Raw genomic sequence first — 16,473 nt, forward strand, 5'->3', positions numbered from 1 at the left:
CGGGGATCCCGCGGCTCGAACCCGGGCTTTGCGCGAGGGCTCAGCCGGCCTTCCGGGTCGCCGGCTGATGGGGATCTACGGTGACCACCTCGGGGTCAAGTCCGTCGAAGATCTGGAGGCGGCGCAGGATGATCTTTTCCATCTCCAGAATGACCATGAGCAGGACGCCCGCACCCGCGATGACAATGCCATCGGCGAAAGCGATGGGACGCGTGTCGAACAGCTCCTGCATGAAGGGTGCGTAGGTGAACGCGAGCTGCGCGATGACGACCGCGGCAAGGGCGAGCAGCACGGGCGGGGTGCCCATGGTGCCTCGGAAGGTAAACGACGTCATGTGCAGATAGCGCACGTTGAAGAGGTAGAAGATCTCGAACACAACGACGACGTTGACTACCATCGTGCGAGCCATCTCGATGCCGAGCCCGCGATTGAGGGCATAGAAGAAGATTGCAAGCGCGCCGATGGTGAAAAGGGCCGAGACGAAGAAGATGCGCCAGACGAGGAATTGAGAGAGGAGCGGCGCGTTGGAGCGGCGTGGAGGGCGGCTCATGACACCGGGCTCGGTCGGCTCGAACGCCAGCACGAGCCCCAGCGTCACCGTCAGGATGAGATTGATCCAGAGGATCTGGGCCGGCGTCATCGGCATGGTGAAGCCGAACAGAATGGCCGCGATCACCGTCAGAGCCTCGCCGCCGTTGGTCGGGATGGTCCAGGCAATTACCTTGCGGATGTTGTCGTAAACCGTGCGTCCTTCGTGCACGGCCGAGACGATCGAGACGAAATTGTCGTCCAGCAGCACCATCTCGGAGGCTTCCTTCGCGGCCTCGGTGCCTTTCCGGCCCATGGCGATGCCGACGTCTGCCTGCTTGAGGGCGGGGGCATCGTTGACGCCGTCTCCGGTCATGGCGACGATCGCGCCGGTTGATTGCAGCGCGCGCACGATGCGAAGCTTGTGCTCGGGGTTCGTGCGGGCAAATACCTGCGTGCGGGTGGCGATGGTCCGCAGCTCGTCGTCCGTTGCCTTGTCAAGCTCGGCGCCGGTGACGACTTCGGCCGTGCTCGCGAGGCCGAGCTGGCGTGCGATAGCGGATGCCGTTGCCGCGTGGTCGCCTGTGATCATCTTGACGCCAATGCCGGCGGAGCGGCATTCGGCGATGGCGTCGATCACCTCGTCGCGCGGGGGATCGATAAAGCCGACGATGCCGAGAAATACGAGGCCGTGCTCGACGTCCGCGAACGTGAGGCACTGGTCCGTGCCTTCCGGGTGCTTCATGGCGAAGCCAAGAACCCGCTCGCCTTCCGCTGCGGCGCGGGCGATCTCCTCGCTCCAGTAGGCGGGATCGAGGGGCTGGGTGGCGCCGGACGCGGTGGCTTCGGCCGAGCACATGGCCAGGAGCGCTTCCGGAGCACCCTTCACGAAGATCGCGTCGCCGTGATGGTGCTTCGTTCCGTGGTTCGGCGTGGTGGGAGCGGGCGAGACGCTTGCTGCCGTGGCATGGCGGGTGGCCATGAAGCGATGCTGCGCGTCGAAAGGGATCTCGTCGGCGCGCGGCCACTCGGCACGCACGTGCTCCGGGTTGAGCCCGGCCTTCATGGCGAGCGCGACGAGCGCGCCCTCCATGGGATCGCCCTCCACACCCCAATGCCCGTCCGCATGGCGAAGGTGCGCATCGTTGCAGAGCAGGCCCGAGCGAATGAGCGGCGCGGCGGCTTCGAGCGCTGCGACGTCGTCATCGCCGTCGAGTGCCGTGAGGTCGCCCACGGGCTCATAGCCCGAGCCGCTGACGAGGAGGGCATAGTCCGGTGTCACGATCCTGCGCGCCGTCATCTCGTTGCGCGTGAGGGTGCCGGTCTTGTCGGAGCAGATGACGGAGGTTGCGCCGAGCGTTTCCACGGCGGGGAGGCGGCGGATCACGGCATTGCGGGCCGCCATGCGCTGCACGCCGATGGCGAGCGTGATGGTGATCACGGCCGGCAACCCTTCCGGCACCACGCCGACTGCCAGGGCTACGACGGCGATCAAGGCATCAGGCCACGGGTAGTCACGCAGGAGCGTGGCGAACGCGAAGAGAAGCGCGGCGGCGGTAATCGCGACCCAGGTGAAGCGCTCTCCGAAGCGGTTGATCTGGCGAAGCAGAGGTGTCGTGAGCAGCTCGACGCCCTGGAGCAGCGCGCTGATGTGGCCTATCTCGGTTTCGCCGCCTGTGGCCACCACGACTCCCGTTCCCTGGCCCGCGGCGACGAGCGTGCCTGAGTAGGCCATACCCGTGCGATCGCCGAGGGGGGCGTCCGTGGCAACGATGCCCTCGCGTTTCTCCGCCGTGACGGATTCGCCGGTGAGCATGGCTTCGTCGATCAGCAATCCGCGCACGCGTATGAGGCGCAGATCGGCAGGTACGCGATCTCCCGCCTCGATGAGCACGACGTCTCCCGGAACGAGGCCGGCTACCGGAATGCTGGTGCGGTGGCCGTCGCGCCAGGCATTGGCATGGGGCGAGATCATTTTGCGGATGGCGGTGAGCGCCTTCTCAGCCTTGTCCTCCTGGATGAAGCCGACGATGGCGTTGATGGTGACGACGGCGACGATCACCGAGGCGTCGATGTAGTGGCCAAGAATCCAAGCGGCCACGGCGGCCATCAGAAGGAAGTAGATCAGGACGTTGTTGAACTGTGCCAGGAAGCGGAGCAGGGGATGGCGCCGCGCGGGCTCGGGGAGGCTATTGGGCCCATAAGTCTTGAGGCGGCGGGCCGCTTCTGCCGTCGTCAGTCCGGCAGTTGTGGTTTGCAAAACGCTGAAGAGGGTTTCGGCCGGTTCCGCATGCCAGGGGCGCAAATGCGAGCTCGTTCCCTGGTTGCCGGTTGTGACTACGGTCTCTCCACCCATTCAGATATTCGCTCCGTGTTTCGTGCGCTTCGCCTTCTCAAAGGATCGAGCCCTAGGCCGCTGCCGGATCGCAAGGCTCGTCTCCCTCGGTGTGAGTCCGTCGGGATCGCGATATCACGAAACCGCATACGCCCGAACGGTCGGCGTTCGAACTCTTCTCACTCTTGTCCGTATAGGTGCGAGGGGAGAGGCAAACTTTGATCTCCATCAACCGGTGCTCGGATCCTTCCTTTTCTCCAAAGAGATCGCGCTCGCGAAGCCCATTGGACGGACCTCGCGAGCGCGCAGCTATGCGGATTTTAGGGAGATCGGCTCAGAGCCGTATCACACGCCGGTAGAGGATGATCAGATAGAAGAGAATGAACATGTAATAGAACGTCTCGGTGACCTCGCTCGGCCGAGCGATGATCTCAGAGATCAGGCTGTTCTTCTGCAGCCGGTCGGTCCCCTTGAACGCGATGGCGCCGAGCGACACCGGCAGCATCGCGAACGGCGGTGTCAGGAACGCAATGAGGTCGCCTCCTACAGGGCCGTGGCGTCTCGTCACGAAGGGCGCGATCACGCCGCCTGCGACGATGGCAATCTCCAGGATGAGTTGGGGTAGCTGGTTGAAGACATAGGAGGTGTTGTGAAGATTGGTCTCGTCCTGCCGGTTGTGCTGAGACCACGCTTCAGGCGTCTGCCACTGGAACAGGTGCTGGCCCCAGCTTTCCTCTTCGCCTGCGATATAGATGCAGGCGATCGCGAAGACGATGATCGCGGCGCGCAAATAGGTCAGGCGCCGGACTTGCTCCATCGTCAATAGCTTGAAGCATATGACGGCGCCTGCCGCCGGCATTAGGAAATGCAGGCGTTCCAGGTATCCGACGTGCTCGGGCAGGACGTGTGTCTCGTAAAACGCGGGTGCGAACGTCGCAACGGCCATGACGATCGCGGCTGTCGCGAGCGGGATCGCCCACCACCACACCTCGCCGACGCCCGGACCCCACATCGTCGCTGCGCGAAGCCTGCTTGCGGCTTCAGGAGGCCGGTTGTCAGTTGTCATGACGCCCTTTCCTTCCTCCGAGTCCGGGAGACTTGCGGGCGGAGAGCGGAGCGGGTTCGGCCTTCGGCAGAAGGAAAAGCACGACGACGAGCGGGGGCACCAGAAGGCACCAGGCTGACCACGACGAGAGATTTCGGTTTCTGTTCTTTGCGAGGATGGCACCAGCGATCGCGGCTGAAAAAGCGATGGCGCCCCAAATGACGATTGTGAGCATGGAATGTGTCCGTTGGCTTGAAAGGGTGAGGTTGGCGATATGGCCTTGCGCATGCCGCAGACGGGAGGCTGCGAGCGATCTCGGCGGGCGAGACGCGGTTGCCGGATTGTCGTCGGCTTGCGCAGGCGAGCGGATCAGGCGGCGCGCGGAGGGGCTCGCGGTGCGTTGCTCGTCTCGCGGAGGTGATAGGTCAGCGTGCCAAGCAGCGACGACGCGCCCGGCTGAACCCCTTCAGCGGCGCGAGACGGTTTTGGGCACGGAACTGCGGGCGGCTGCGTTGCCGGCTTCATCGTGTGCAGGCGATGGCAGGTTGCGACGGGGGTGTCCTCGTCGCTGGTGTCCTCGCCCTGCTCGGCGTGCCGCGGTTTATGGAGCGGGCGCTCGTAGCCCGTGGCCGCCTGCCAGGATCGGAATTCATCCGCGCAAGCAGGCGTCGATCCCGCCGCAATCCAGGTTGCGACGAACAGCGCCAGTGATGCCAGCAATGTTCGGGCGATCGGCAGGCTAGGCTCCGTGGGTGCGGCGACGGGGGTGTCGGGGTTTTGGCGGATGGCGCGCTCGCAACGCGCCGTATCCAGGTTCACAAAGTAGGGTTTACCGCGATCCTGGTCCAGGCCCGTGTCATAGGCAAGGCGAGCGCTTCTGAAGCGCGGGAGTGGGCCAGCCGGCCATGGAGCGGGGTCTCCGGAGTTAAATTAATATAATAACGATCAAAGGCTTGCCGGACGACGGCAAAGCCTTCTCTGGTCTGATCGGTCTTGCGCTTTGCGCGAGGTCCTGACGCCGGAGTTTCTGCCTTGATCTCGTTCCGTCCCGCCTTGCACGCGCTGAAGCAAGCCTGTGGCCTGCCGCAGGCGGAGATCGAATCCGCTGCGGTCGAGCGGTGGGTGGTGGCGCCAAGTGAAACCCGCTTCATCCCGCCCGCCAAATTCCTGCCTGGGCAAATCGAGCGCATCCGCGAGGCCGAGTTCGGGTCGGTCGCGAGCGTCGTGCGCGATTTTCGCGGCGGATACGACGCCGTTCAGGAAGACACGCTCGGGTTCCGCCTCAAGGATGTGGACCTGGTGGATGGCGTTCTCTACGCGTCGGGCGCCATCAAGCATCTGAGGCCTCGCCACCGCAAATGGCCCGCGTATCTTCAGCCGCGGGAGGTCGTAAGCGGGGCGCTCTATGAAAGCTGGGTTGGCAACACCTGGTTCGGCTCCTGGCTCTCGGACGATTGCCTGACCTATCGCCTGGCTGAAAAGTACGGCGCGCCGGTCACCACGACCATGACCACGGGCGGGCACGTTCCAACCTATGAAAGCAAGCTCGGGATGAAGCCGCGCCGCATCAATCGCGCGCATTTCGAGCATCTGATCCTGTTTCGAGATCTCTCCCAGAATAGCCACAAGAAGGCGCGCGCCGATCAATTCCGGGAGCGGGTGATTGCTGGCATTCCTCATGACGCTCACGCCGGCGTCTTTCTGCTGCGCGGGAGCACGGGTATGCGCCGGGTGCTCGCAAACGAGCGCGCAATCGCGGAGGAACTCGCGTCAAAACGGGGATTTCGCATTCTCGATCCGTCGACGGCGCCGGTGGAGGAGATCGTTTCGGCTTGTGCGGGCGCGCGGGTCGTGGCGGGCGTCGAGGGCAGTCATCTCGTCCACGGCTTACTCGTCATGCCGCCCGATGCGACGCTGTTCGTCGTACAACCTCCGGAGCGGGCGGTCTCGGCTCTGAAGGTGATCACCGACCGGCAGGGTCAGACGTTCGCGTTCGTGGTCGCTACGGGCGGGGAGAACGAGTTCATCGCGGACGCCGGAGAGATCCAGCGAACTCTGGATCTCGTTTCGGGCTGATCGCGCGCCTCAATTTTGGGCAGAATGTTAACGGCGTTTCCCTGGTATTTCCGGTGTAGATGGCGCCAAACTCTGCGGCCGTTTACTTCATTTCCCGAAACAGAAGTTACAGAATCCTGTTTCTCATAAAAGTACTCCCAATTGTCATATCATGGAAATGACCTGGGGCTTGAGTGGGCTGTCGTTCTTGGCTGTCCGGCAGAAGCGGGCTCCAGATAATTCAGGCGGTCGAGGGCTGCGCCGACACATGATTGTTCCGCATGACCATCACGCATGCTGGGGGCTTTTCTCACCGGGAGCCTGTGGGAAATGTCCGTGAAATTTTTGAATCTGGTGCGGGGAGATTACGAGCGGCATGGACGCTCGGCTCTCAATGCCGCCTTCGTCTCGCTTCTGGTCTATCGTTTCGGGCGCTGGGCGATCGAATTGCCCAATCCAATCGCGCGGCGCGTCGCACAGAAGATCTATGGCGCGATCAATGTCGTTGTCGCGAACGTTACCAAAATCTGGATTCCGCCGCAGGTGACCATCGGCGACGATTTTCACATCATCCATGCGGAGGGCTCGCTTTCGATCCATCCGGAGGTGGTGATCGGAAAGCGGCTCGGCGTGATGCACAACGTGACGATCGGCACCAATATGGGGCCGGGTACGCCCGTGATCGGCGATGATGTTTTCATCGGCGTCAACTCGACGGTGCTCGGCGGCATCAAGATCGGGGACCGGGTGCGTATTGCCGCCAACACGGCGGTAACGACGAATGTTCCCTCGGATTCCATCGTGGTCGGCTCGCCCGCAAAAATTTATCCTCGTCTCACTCCGTTTCCCAAGAAGGACCGTGCTCAAAGCGCCGGCCAGGGATAGAGCGATTGCGGGATGAAAGACTTCCCGGAGAGTTTGTCGTGAACGCGCTGACAACGACTTTCTATCACCTTCTCGCGGACAACCTGGAGGTTCGTCCGCACAAGCAGGCTTTGGTGGATGCCGACCGTTCCGCGACCTACGAGGAGGTGTCCTCAGAGGTCGACCGCATCGCGGCTTATCTCAAGGCGCAGGACATAAAGCCGGGAGACCGGGTGATCGTGCACCTGCGCAAGAGCATCGCCGAGGTTACGGCGATGTTCGCCGTCTCGAAGATCGGGGCGGTGGTCGTCAACGTGAACACGCAATGGACGATCGAGCAGCTCGGCTATGTGGCGGACGACTGCGAAGCGCGTCTGATCATCATGGACCCGCGTCCGGCGAAGGCTCTGGCGCGTAGTGCGCTTCCTGCCTCCGTCGCGCGTGTGCTCGTTCTCGGTGATGCGCCGGACGACGCGCGTTTCGACGGGTGGACTGCCACGGCGGCGAACCCGAGCACGCCGGAGGTGGCGCGTCTCGAGACCGAACTCGCGATGATCATCTACACCTCGGGATCGACCGGCAAGCCCAAGGGCGTGATGTTGAGCCATCGCAACATCGTGGCTGGCGCAAGGTCGGTCGCGCGCTATCTCCAGCTTGCCGAGGACGACCGCCTGCTCAGCGTGTTGCCTTACAGCTTCGATTACGGCCTCAACCAGCTCACTACGATGATGCTGATGGGCGGCACGGTGGTGCATCAGCCGGTCGCGATGGCGACCGAGATCGTGCAGGCGATCCAGCGCTATGAAATCACCGGCGTCGCGGCGGTGCCGCCGCTCTGGAACCAGATCGTGCGGCTACTCGACGAGAAGCCCGCGAACCTTCCGATGCTGCGGCGGATCACCAACTCGGGCGGAAAGATCCCGCTCAATATTCTCGAGCGCATGCCGGATGTGTTTCCGGACGTCGACATCTACCTCATGTACGGCCTGACGGAGGCGTTCCGCTCAACCTATCTCGCGCCCCAGAAGTTCAGGGCGAAGATGGGCTCGATCGGCCGGGCCATTCCCGGATCAGAGATCTACGTGATCAAGCCCGGCGAGGGTGTCGCGGGGCCGGGGGAGCAGGGCGAACTCGTCCATCGCGGTCCTCTCGTGAGCCTCGGCTATTGGGGGAAGCCGGAGATCACGAGCGAGAAGATCCGTCCTTGTCCGGAGCTTATGGATCTGATAGGTGCCGAGCCGGTCGTCTACAGCGGCGATACCGTTCTGGTCGACGCGGATGGTGATCTCTGGTTCGTCGGGCGCAACGACGCCATGATCAAGACCAGCGGGTTCCGGTTGAGTCCCGACGAGGTCGAGGATCTGATCTACCGGAGCGGGCTCGTGGGCGAGGCGGTTGCTTTCGGTGTGAGCGACGACGATCTGGGCGAGGTGGTGCATGTCGCCGTCACGCCGCTCGCGGGCTTCGACGAGGCGGCCTTGCTCAAGCATTGCCGGATCGCCATGCCACACTACATGATCCCGCGCTCGATCCATGTGTGGGACACGGCCATGCCGCGCACGTCCAGCGGCAAGCTGGCGCGGCCCGACGTGATCCGAAGCTGCAAGGAGCGTATTTCCAGGCAGGAGGCGCTTTCGGGCGCCAGCGTCTGATCTATTCGTCAAACTGGTGAGTGAAGGGCACTCGAGTGGACACAATGACTTTGACTGAAACGCAACTTCTTTCATTCCTCAAGGACACGCTCAACGTGGATGGCGACGTGAGCCTCGAGAGCGAGCTGTTCTCCTCCGGCGCGCTCGATTCCGTCGCGATGCTACAGCTCATCACCTTCGTCGAGGAGACGGCAGGGGTGCGTGTGCGTCCCGAAGACGTCACGCTCGAGAATTTCGATTCCGCTCAGCGCATCCTGAGATTTGCAGAAAGCCAGCAGTGATATGAGCGGCGCTTCCGTCGACGAATGCCTCCTGCGCGTCGCTACGTCGATCGGCACGCCGTCGTTCGTCTATTTCACGGAGCCCATCGTGGCACGGGCGGCGGCCTTGCAGGCCGCGTTCGGCGGCCGCTTCGCGCTCAGCTATGCCGCGAAGAGCAACCCCAATCCGGCGTTGCTCGGCTGGCTCAAGGATCATGTCGCATTTCTCGACGTGTCGTCGATAGGCGAGTTCCGGCTCGGAACGCAGGCCGGGTGGGAGCCCGCGCGTGCGAGCTTCACCGGCCCCGGCAAGCGCGACTTCGAGCTCAAGGAGGCCATCGAGGGCGGTCTCGGCGAGCTGGTTCTCGAGTCGGTTCGCGAGGCGATTGCGGCGGACCGGATCGCGGGTTCGCTCGGGCGCGTTCAGCATGTTCTGGTGCGTATTGCGCCCTCGCGCGTGCCCAAAGGGTTCGGCGACCAGATGGCGGGACGGCCGAGCGCATTCGGCATCGACGTGGAGGAGATCCACGAGGCGTTTCCGAAAATCCTGGCGCTTCCCAACCTGCGCGTCACGGGGCTGCACATCTACTCCGGCACGCAATGCCTCAAGCCCGATGCGATCGCTGAGAACTACCGCACCTTCCTTTCGATTTTCCGCGAGGTCTGTGACCGCTACGATCTCGCGCCGGAAAAGCTGGTGTTCGGATCGGGGCTCGGCATTCCCTATCACGATGGGGACAAGCCGCTCGATCTCGCCGCGGTCGCGGGCGGCATCATCGGCGATCTCGACGCCTTGAAGGGTGAGGCGCGCTTTGCAAGCACCCAGCTCGTTCTGGAGCTTGGCCGCTATCTGGTGGGTGAGGCCGGCTACTTCGTGACGCGTGTCATTTCCGTCAAGGAGTCGCGCGGGAACCGCATCGGCATTTGCGATGGCGGCATGAACAATCACCTGCCGGCTTCCGGTCACTTCGGGATGGTGATCCACCGCAACTACGCCATGCACAAGGTTGGCGGCGGAGATCCCGCAGAGAAGATCGACCTCGTGGGCCCGCTCTGTACGTCGATCGACCGGCTCGCCAATGGCGTCGTGCTGCCCAGGATCGAGGAAGGCGACCTCATCGCCGTCCACAACAGCGGGGCGTATGGGCTGACCGCCAGCCCCATCCACTTCATCAGCCATGCGGCTCCGCGCGAGGTGCTGGTAGAGGCGAACGCACCGCGCGATGTGACGCGCCAGCTCGGCGATATCGCCTAGCCTCCCGCTCCGCCGTGGCGCAGCGGCCGACACGGCCGGAGGACGCGACAGCATCGCTCGGCGCAGGCAGGCTCGGTCCGTATTTTAGAAGATGGATTTGTAGAGGATGTTGGTTGCGGGAGTAGGATTTGAACCTACGACCTTCAGGTTATGAGCCTGACGAGCTACCGGGCTGCTCCATCCCGCGATACCGACATCACCGACCCGACGAGGCCTCCGTATGGGACACCCTGTCGCGTCGTCTCGAACGATCCGGCCACCGAGTGGTGTAGGGGCTGATCTGGGCCCTCATATCCCGTGAATCCGGGCCGGCCCGTTCGAAGGAGCCGCTCCGGTGCGGCTCGGCAGGGTCTATAGCATGTTTTTCGGGTTTGTGAACCCCACTCAACCGGGGTGCGGCAAAGGCCGTGGATTACCTGTCCATAGACCCCGGCAGGCTGCATATTTCATGCGCGTTCTTATCGGCCACGAGCGGGAAAGTTTCGTATAAGCTGGCGTCAAAACAGTGCTCAGAACTTGAGACGAGACCCCGCACGCATGACTAAAGCCGACCCCAAGCGAGCCGCCGACCAAGCCGGTCAGAAGAAAACCGGTGCCGGGCTCGAGGAAACGTTCGTTCTTCTCGACAACAGCACCGGGCGCGGGGCGCCTTCGCTGCTCTTCTCGGAGCCGGTCGAGATCGTATCTGCCTTCGCGCCGGAGGAGGTGCCTGAAGCCATTTCCCGGCTCGAGGCCGGGGCGGCCGCCGGGCTGCATGCGGCCGGGTTCTTCGCCTATGAGCTCGGCTATGTGCTCGAGCCCAAGCTGCGCAGTCTGCTGCCCGAGGGGCGCAATGTGCCCTTGCTCTGGTTCGGCCTTTATCGCGGGCCGCGCGAGATGAACGAGGCCGAGGTCGATCATTGGCTCTCGACGCACACGCGCAGCGGCTCCTACCAGTTCACGTCGGTCGCGTGTGCGTGGGGTCAGGCGGAGTACGAATCCCGTTTTTCCGCCGTGCAGGACAAGATCCGCGCCGGCGACATCTATCAGCTCAATCTCACGTTCAAGGCGCGCTTCCGTCTCGAAGGCTCTCCGCTGACCTTCTATCGCGACATGCGCCAGCGCCAGCGCGTCGCCTATGCCGGTATCGTCGATACGGGCGAGGTGACGGTGCTGTCGGCGAGCCCGGAGCTGTTCATCGAAAAGCATGGTCGCGTCGTTTCCACGCGGCCGATGAAGGGCACGGCGCCGCGCGCCGGTACGCCCGAGGCGGACGCGGATGCACGGCGGGTGCTCGCGAGCGACGTCAAGCAGCGCGCTGAAAACCTGATGATCGTCGATTTGATGCGCAACGATCTCGGGCGCATCGCGGAAGTGGGGAGCGTCAACGTCACCGATCTCTTCACCGTGGAGACGTTCCGGACGCTGCATCAGATGACGTCCGGCGTCACGGCCACGCTCCAGGACGGCATCGGCCTCACCGATCTCATCCGCGCGATCTTCCCGCCGGGTTCGGTGATCGGGGCGCCGAAGATCCGGGCGATGGAGCTGATCAGCGACTACGAGACTGAGCCGCGCGGCGTCTATTGCGGCGCGATCGGACACATCAGCCCGAAGGGCACGGCGCTGTTCAACGTCGCCATCCGCACGCCGGTCATTTTCCGCGACGGGCGCGGCGAGATGGGGATCGGGTCGGGCGTCGTCTACGACTCGGTCGGCGCGAAGGAGTATGCCGAGTGCCTGCTCAAGATGAAGTTCCTCACCGATCCGCCGAAGAGCTTCGAGCTGATCGAGACGCTGCTTCATGACGCGGGCGCGGGGTACTGGCTCCTCGAAGGGCACATCAAGCGCCTCAAGGCGTCGGCCGCCTATTTCGGCTACGCGTTCGATGAGGCGGCCGTGCGCAAGACGCTGGCTGATGCGGTCAAGGGCCGGGAGGGGGAGCGGCTGAGAGTGCGGGTTCTGCTGGCCGAGGATGGGACGCTCACCCTCACCACGGCGGAGCAGCCCGCCCAGAAGCCGGACGCGGTGATGCGCTATGTGATCTCCGAGACCCGGCTCGACAGCACAAACGCCTTCCTGTTCCACAAGACTACCCGGCGTGAGCTTTACGACCGGGAGTGGCAGCACTACGCCGACACCGTGAAGGCCGACGAGGTGCTTTATCTCAACGAGCGGGGCGAGCTTGCCGAGGGCAGCCGGACCAACGTGTTCGTGGAGAAGGATGGGACGCTCTTAACCCCACCGCTTTCGTCCGGGCTTTTGCCGGGGGTGTTGCGCAGCGAGCTGATCGCGACCGGCAAGGCCACGGAGGCCGTGCTGACGCAAGTTGATCTCGCAAGTGCGAAGACCGTCTATGTCGGGAACTCGGTGCGGGGACTGGTGCGGGCTGAGCCCATCAAGGCCTGACGGGCATGCGCTGGCGGGTGTCAGGGCAGCGTGAAAAAGTTCAGGATTGTTAGAGAGTTTCTAAGGCGCCGCTTTCGAGCGGTGCTGATGATGCGTGCGTTCGTTAATTAGAACTGTTCGCACCCGGCTCCTGCGACGAGGAGATGGCAGCCGTTTCCGGCGCGTGGCTATGAAGTGCCGCTACGACAAAGACCAAAGCCGCAAGCGTCAGGGCGACGGCCAGTGCGATTTCACGCACGGAACGACGCGCTCGCTCGGCAAAGGGGCCAGACTGCAATTTGCGTATCATCATGGGTGCCAATTTGCGCAAAGGAACGTGCCACATCCAGGGTTCCGAACGCCGCGCGACAGAAGAGCACAGCGAACGCACGCGACTTAACTGACGCTGAAATTTTTGACACGGCGCGGAAAGGTGCCCCCCGGCAAGAGGGCGCCTAGGGGCCTCCCTACAAGCCCCGCATGATGCATCCGAACACGAGCACGAACTGAGCGAGAAGGATAACCCAGAATTCTTGACCCGTAATGTATGGAATTGACGCACCGAAGACGTACGTCACCAGTGCGAGCACGGTGAGAATGACCGAAAGCATGAATGTCAGGATGCCCGGAGCTTTCAGTGCCATGGGTCGTTCTCTCCCTCGAAGTTTTGGATTTGAGCGGGTGGCGACCGGCGCGATTGCGCACAGAATCTAACCGACTCGCCCGCATGCGGCGCTTATAGCAGGCACCACCCGCTCTGGCACGGGCTTCACGGCAACACTCCCGCCGCAGATGGCCGAGGGAGTCCGCAAGGGCTCGAAACACGCAATCTTTGGTGCTAAATTTTTGTGGATTTCCATGGGCTTTATGGATTCTTCTGCGAAGAATGATGCCGGCTCCGCAGTTGTGCCCTTGAAGGTGCGTGTCGCGAGTACGAGATCGTTTCGTGGGGGAGCGTGACAAGCCCGCAGAGAGGAGCCCCCGATGTTGCGTACCTGCCTGGTTGCCGCCGTTGGTTTCGTTCCACTGCTTTTTTCGGGCGAGGCATCCGCCTACGACGACAAGGTGAGAAAGCACTGCCGCGCAGATTACATGGCCCATTGCAGCCAGCATGATCTCGGCAGTGCCGGCCTGCGCGCCTGCATGCGCAAGGTGGGACCGAAGCTCAGCCCGGCGTGCATCAGTGCGCTCATGGATTCCGGAGAGGTGTCTGCGAGTGCCGGTCAACACCGGCGTGTGGAGGGGCGGTAGCGTTGGTTGGCGCCTGTCCGGTTTGAGCGAGACCATCGCCTCATGTTGCGGTGTGTCTTAACTCCGGCCTTCGCCGGAGTGACGGAGTATGTGGGCTGGTACTTGGAAATGCGACCCCTGTCGTCCTGGTGCAGGGCCTTCAGAACATTCTCGGCGAAGAGTTCACGTCCAGAACAGAGAGCCGCTAAGTGCCGCGTGGTTTGGCGCGGGCCGTCGGCGCGGCGCTCGCCGGATCGTCCGGCCAGGGGTGACGCGGATAGCGCCCTTTCATCTCCGCCTTCACCGCGTTCCACGAACCGCTCCAGAAGCCCGGCAGGTCGCGCGTGATTTGGATCGGCCGATGGGCGGGCGAGAGCAGGTTGAGCGTGAGCGCTAGCCGCCCGCCCGCAATCGACGGATGGGTCTTCAGCCCGAACAACTCCTGCACGCGAATGTGCAAGGCCGGCGCGCCCGCGCCTTCGTAGTCGATAGCGTGACGATTGCCTGTCGGAGCCTCGAAGTGAGTCGGGGCCTCCTCCTCGAGACGGCGCTTCAGGCTCCAGGGGACAAGACCGTCGAGTGCGGTGCCGAGATCGTCGGCGCCGATGTCCGCAAGGCGCGTCTTGCCCGCGAGGTAAGGTCCGAGCCAGTCCGGCAGCGTGGCCGTCAGCGCGGCATCCGAAAGATCCGGCCAGTCGCTCGAGCCCTCCGATCCGGTGGCACCGCGCAGGAACGCGACACGATCGCGAAGCTGAAGCTGGGCCTTGCTCCAGGGCAGCTTGGCGGCGCCGAGCGCGGCGAGACCCGCGGCGAGAGCGGCTTCCACGCTGGGGCCAGGCTCTGCGGCGCGCGGCTCGCTCGCAAGCTCGATTGCATCGAGGCGGCGGACGCGCCGGGCGCGGACGGCGGCTGCTTCCCGGTCGAACGTCGTCTCGTCGCGCGCCAGGATGCGATCGCCCGCGAACGCGATCACCTCCGCTTCCGATGTCTCAGCCGCGAGCACGATGCGGGTGGCGGCGGCCGTGCCCTGCATCTCGGCGACCACGAGAAAGGGAGCGCGCGCGAGCGCATCCGCGGCATCGAGGGTTGCGCCGCGCCCATTGGCGAGCAGGAACTGGCCGCGTGCGCCGCGCGCCTTTGCGATGCGCTCGGGATACGCGAGGGAGAGAAGGGCTGCGGTCGAGACGGCGTGGCTGTCGGCCGCTTCGTCGCGTTTGGCTGAGCCACCCTCGCGCGCGCTTCTTGCCCAGCCTTCCGCGAGGCGGCGCATTTCGGTCGCGCGCCGTGAGCGGTCGCGGCGGAAGTTCTCCAGACGATGATCGAGTGACGTGTCGTTGCCGCCGAGACCGCGCTCCACGAGAACGGCTGCGATCTCGGAAGCCTCGCGCTCGGCGGCGTGGCGCGCAGCCTCTACGAGCATGGCAGCGAGGCGCGGCGGCAAGGGAAACGCGCGCAGGCGGCGGCCCGTTTCCGTGATATGACCCGCGGAATCCAGAGCGCCGAGGATCTGCAATTCCTCGCGCGCGGCATCGAGGGCGGCCGACGTCGGCGGGTCGAGCCACGCCAGCGTGCGCGGATCGGTGACGCCCCACTCTGCGCAATCGAGCAGCATCGGGGCGAGATCGGCCGCGCGGATCTCGGGCTCGCTGAAGGGCGGCAGGCTTGCCGTCTCGGCCTCGTCCCAGAGCCGGTAGCAGACGCCGGGCTCCACGCGGCCGGCGCGCCCGCGGCGCTGGTCAGCGGAAGCACGCGAGACGCGAACGGTGGCGAGGCGCGTGACGCCCACATCGGGATCGAAACGCGGCACGCGCGAGGTGCCGCAATCGACGACGACGCGGACGCCTTCGATGGTGAGCGAGGTCTCGGCGATGGAAGTTGCGAGCACGATCTTGCGCTGTCCGGCGGGGGCAGGCTCGATGGCGCGGTCCTGCTCGCGCCGGTCGAGCGCGCCGTAGAGCGGTGCGAGGATAGCGGCATCGGGCGACAAACGCTCGCGCAAACGCTCTTCGGTTCGACGGATCTCGCCTTGGCCCGGAAGAAAAGCGAGAATGGAGCCGGTATCCGCGCGCAGGGCTCGCTCGATAGCGTCCGCCATGCGGTCTTCCAGGCGCTTTGTGGGATCTTTTCCGAGGTAACGCGTCTCGACGGGATAGCTCCGTCCTTCGCTGGTGATCACGGGCGCGTCGCCGAGCAGCGTCGCGACGCGGTCTCCCGCGAGCGTCGCCGACATGACGAGAAGGCGAAGGTCCTCGCGGAGGCTGCGTTGTGCGTCGAGCGCGAGCGCAAGTCCCAGGTCCGCGTCGAGCGAGCGCTCGTGGAATTCGTCGAAGAGAACGGCTCCGATGCCTTCGAGGGTCGGATCGTCGAGGATCATCCGGGTGAATACACCCTCGGTCAGCACCTCGATGCGCGTCTTGCGGGAGACGCGCGTCTCGAGGCGTGCGCGCAGGCCGATGGTTTCGCCCACGTCCTCGCCGAGAGTTTGGGCCATACGGCGGGCGGCGCCACGGGCGGCGAGGCGGCGTGGCTCCAGCAGCAGGATCTTGCGGCCTTCGAGCCAGGTCGCACCATCCAGGGCAAGGGGCACGCGGGTGGTCTTGCCGGCGCCGGGCGGGGCGATGAGAACGGCCGACGAGCGGGAGCCGAGCGCGGCTGCGAGCGGGGCGAGCGCGTCGTCGATCGGGAGTGCAGGCGCGAATCGCCTTAGAGAATTCGAGATTGTCGGCTCTGTCATAGTGGCGGACTTAGCACGTCGGCTTGGCCGTGAAGAGTGAGACTGTTCGCGTCGCCTTTACAACATCGTGGTGCTGGCGGATATCGAGGGCCAGGGGCTGCGGCGCCATGTTCCGAGGCCGCGGATCCCGGAACGTTTTCAGGGAAAC

12 protein-coding genes and 1 tRNA gene are annotated in these 16,473 nt (G+C 64.3%); 7 read left to right on the forward strand and 6 right to left on the reverse strand.

The genetic code is table 11. The annotated features are described in order from the left end of the window. Nucleotides 1-40: 40 nt before the first annotated feature. The 3 genes from F812_RS0101505 to F812_RS0101520 all read right to left on the reverse strand — a co-directional run bounded on the left by F812_RS0101505 (nt 41) and on the right by F812_RS0101520 (nt 4,628). Nucleotides 41-2,884 carry a cation-transporting P-type ATPase gene (locus tag F812_RS0101505; RefSeq protein WP_020084187.1) on the reverse strand — a complete coding sequence of 948 codons (2,844 nt, stop codon included), beginning with the start codon at nt 2,882-2,884 and terminating at the stop codon, nt 41-43. A gap of 313 nt (nt 2,885-3,197) precedes the next feature. Continuing rightward, nucleotides 3,198-3,929 carry a hypothetical protein gene (locus tag F812_RS22150; RefSeq protein WP_156827170.1) on the reverse strand — a complete coding sequence of 244 codons (732 nt, stop codon included), beginning with the start codon at nt 3,927-3,929 and terminating at the stop codon, nt 3,198-3,200. Between the two features lie 348 nt (nt 3,930-4,277). Then, on the reverse strand, nt 4,278-4,628 hold the full coding sequence (locus F812_RS0101520) for a hypothetical protein (RefSeq protein WP_020084190.1): 351 nt from the start codon (nt 4,626-4,628) through the stop codon (nt 4,278-4,280). A gap of 312 nt (nt 4,629-4,940) precedes the next feature. Here F812_RS0101520 and F812_RS0101525 point away from each other — a divergent pair, with 312 nt between their 5' ends. From F812_RS0101525 to F812_RS0101545, 5 genes are all read left to right on the forward strand, one after another. Next, complete coding sequence (locus F812_RS0101525; RefSeq protein WP_020084191.1) at nt 4,941-5,984, forward strand: glycosyltransferase family 61 protein; 1,044 nt, start codon at nt 4,941-4,943, stop codon at nt 5,982-5,984. A gap of 309 nt (nt 5,985-6,293) precedes the next feature. Then, nucleotides 6,294-6,848: a serine O-acetyltransferase gene (locus F812_RS0101530; RefSeq protein WP_020084192.1), complete on the forward strand. Its 555-nt coding sequence runs from the start codon at nt 6,294-6,296 to the stop codon at nt 6,846-6,848. 38 nt (nt 6,849-6,886) lie between these two features. Then, complete coding sequence (locus F812_RS22160) at nt 6,887-8,479, forward strand: AMP-binding protein (protein WP_020084193.1); 1,593 nt, start codon at nt 6,887-6,889, stop codon at nt 8,477-8,479. Between the two features lie 44 nt (nt 8,480-8,523). After that, on the forward strand, nt 8,524-8,760 hold the full coding sequence (locus F812_RS0101540) for an acyl carrier protein (protein WP_020084194.1): 237 nt from the start codon (nt 8,524-8,526) through the stop codon (nt 8,758-8,760). A 1-nt stretch (nt 8,761) separates the two neighbouring features. Next, nucleotides 8,762-9,994 (forward strand): type III PLP-dependent enzyme domain-containing protein, encoded by a 1,233-nt coding sequence (locus tag F812_RS0101545; RefSeq protein ID WP_020084195.1) that lies wholly within the window; start codon nt 8,762-8,764, stop codon nt 9,992-9,994. 110 nt (nt 9,995-10,104) lie between these two features. Here F812_RS0101545 and F812_RS0101550 read toward each other — a convergent pair. Next, nucleotides 10,105-10,181, reverse strand: a tRNA-Met gene (locus tag F812_RS0101550). 350 nt (nt 10,182-10,531) lie between these two features. On the opposite strand from F812_RS0101550, the gene pabB reads away from it, so the two are divergent. After that, complete coding sequence (gene pabB, locus F812_RS0101555) at nt 10,532-12,382, forward strand: aminodeoxychorismate synthase component I (protein ID WP_020084196.1); 1,851 nt, start codon at nt 10,532-10,534, stop codon at nt 12,380-12,382. A gap of 446 nt (nt 12,383-12,828) precedes the next feature. Here the strand turns inward: pabB and F812_RS26760 are convergent, their stop codons facing one another. Then, nucleotides 12,829-13,005, reverse strand: a complete 177-nt coding sequence (locus tag F812_RS26760) for a hypothetical protein (protein ID WP_020084197.1) — start codon at nt 13,003-13,005, stop codon at nt 12,829-12,831. A gap of 340 nt (nt 13,006-13,345) precedes the next feature. Between F812_RS26760 and F812_RS0101565 the strand changes: the two genes are divergently transcribed. After that, the gene (locus tag F812_RS0101565) at nt 13,346-13,612 is read left to right on the forward strand and encodes a hypothetical protein (protein ID WP_020084198.1); all 267 of its coding nucleotides are present in this window, start codon (nt 13,346-13,348) and stop codon (nt 13,610-13,612) included. Nucleotides 13,613-13,796: 184 nt separating this feature from the next. Here F812_RS0101565 and hrpB read toward each other — a convergent pair whose 3' ends face one another. After that, nucleotides 13,797-16,325, reverse strand: a complete 2,529-nt coding sequence (gene hrpB, locus F812_RS0101570) for an ATP-dependent helicase HrpB (RefSeq protein ID WP_020084199.1) — start codon at nt 16,323-16,325, stop codon at nt 13,797-13,799. Nucleotides 16,326-16,473 lie beyond the last annotated feature (148 nt).

Source organism: Hyphomicrobium zavarzinii ATCC 27496 (assembly GCF_000383415.1).
Lineage (GTDB): Bacteria > Pseudomonadota > Alphaproteobacteria > Rhizobiales > Hyphomicrobiaceae > Hyphomicrobium_C > Hyphomicrobium_C zavarzinii.

Excerpts from the sequence above, each read along its gene's own strand:
- F812_RS0101505 (WP_020084187.1), bottom strand. The coding sequence starts at position 2,884 with ATGGGTGGAGAGACCGTAGTCACAACCGGCAACCAGGGAACGAGCTCG.
- F812_RS22150 (WP_156827170.1), bottom strand. The coding sequence starts at position 3,929 with ATGACAACTGACAACCGGCCTCCTGAAGCCGCAAGCAGGCTTCGCGCA.
- F812_RS0101530 (WP_020084192.1), top strand. The coding sequence starts at position 6,294 with ATGTCCGTGAAATTTTTGAATCTGGTGCGGGGAGATTACGAGCGGCAT.
- F812_RS0101540 (WP_020084194.1), top strand. The coding sequence starts at position 8,524 with ATGACTTTGACTGAAACGCAACTTCTTTCATTCCTCAAGGACACGCTC.
- F812_RS0101545 (WP_020084195.1), top strand. The coding sequence starts at position 8,762 with ATGAGCGGCGCTTCCGTCGACGAATGCCTCCTGCGCGTCGCTACGTCG.
- pabB (WP_020084196.1), top strand. The coding sequence starts at position 10,532 with ATGACTAAAGCCGACCCCAAGCGAGCCGCCGACCAAGCCGGTCAGAAG.
- F812_RS26760 (WP_020084197.1), bottom strand. The coding sequence starts at position 13,005 with ATGGCACTGAAAGCTCCGGGCATCCTGACATTCATGCTTTCGGTCATT.
- F812_RS0101565 (WP_020084198.1), top strand. The coding sequence starts at position 13,346 with ATGTTGCGTACCTGCCTGGTTGCCGCCGTTGGTTTCGTTCCACTGCTT.
- hrpB (WP_020084199.1), bottom strand. The coding sequence starts at position 16,325 with ATGACAGAGCCGACAATCTCGAATTCTCTAAGGCGATTCGCGCCTGCA.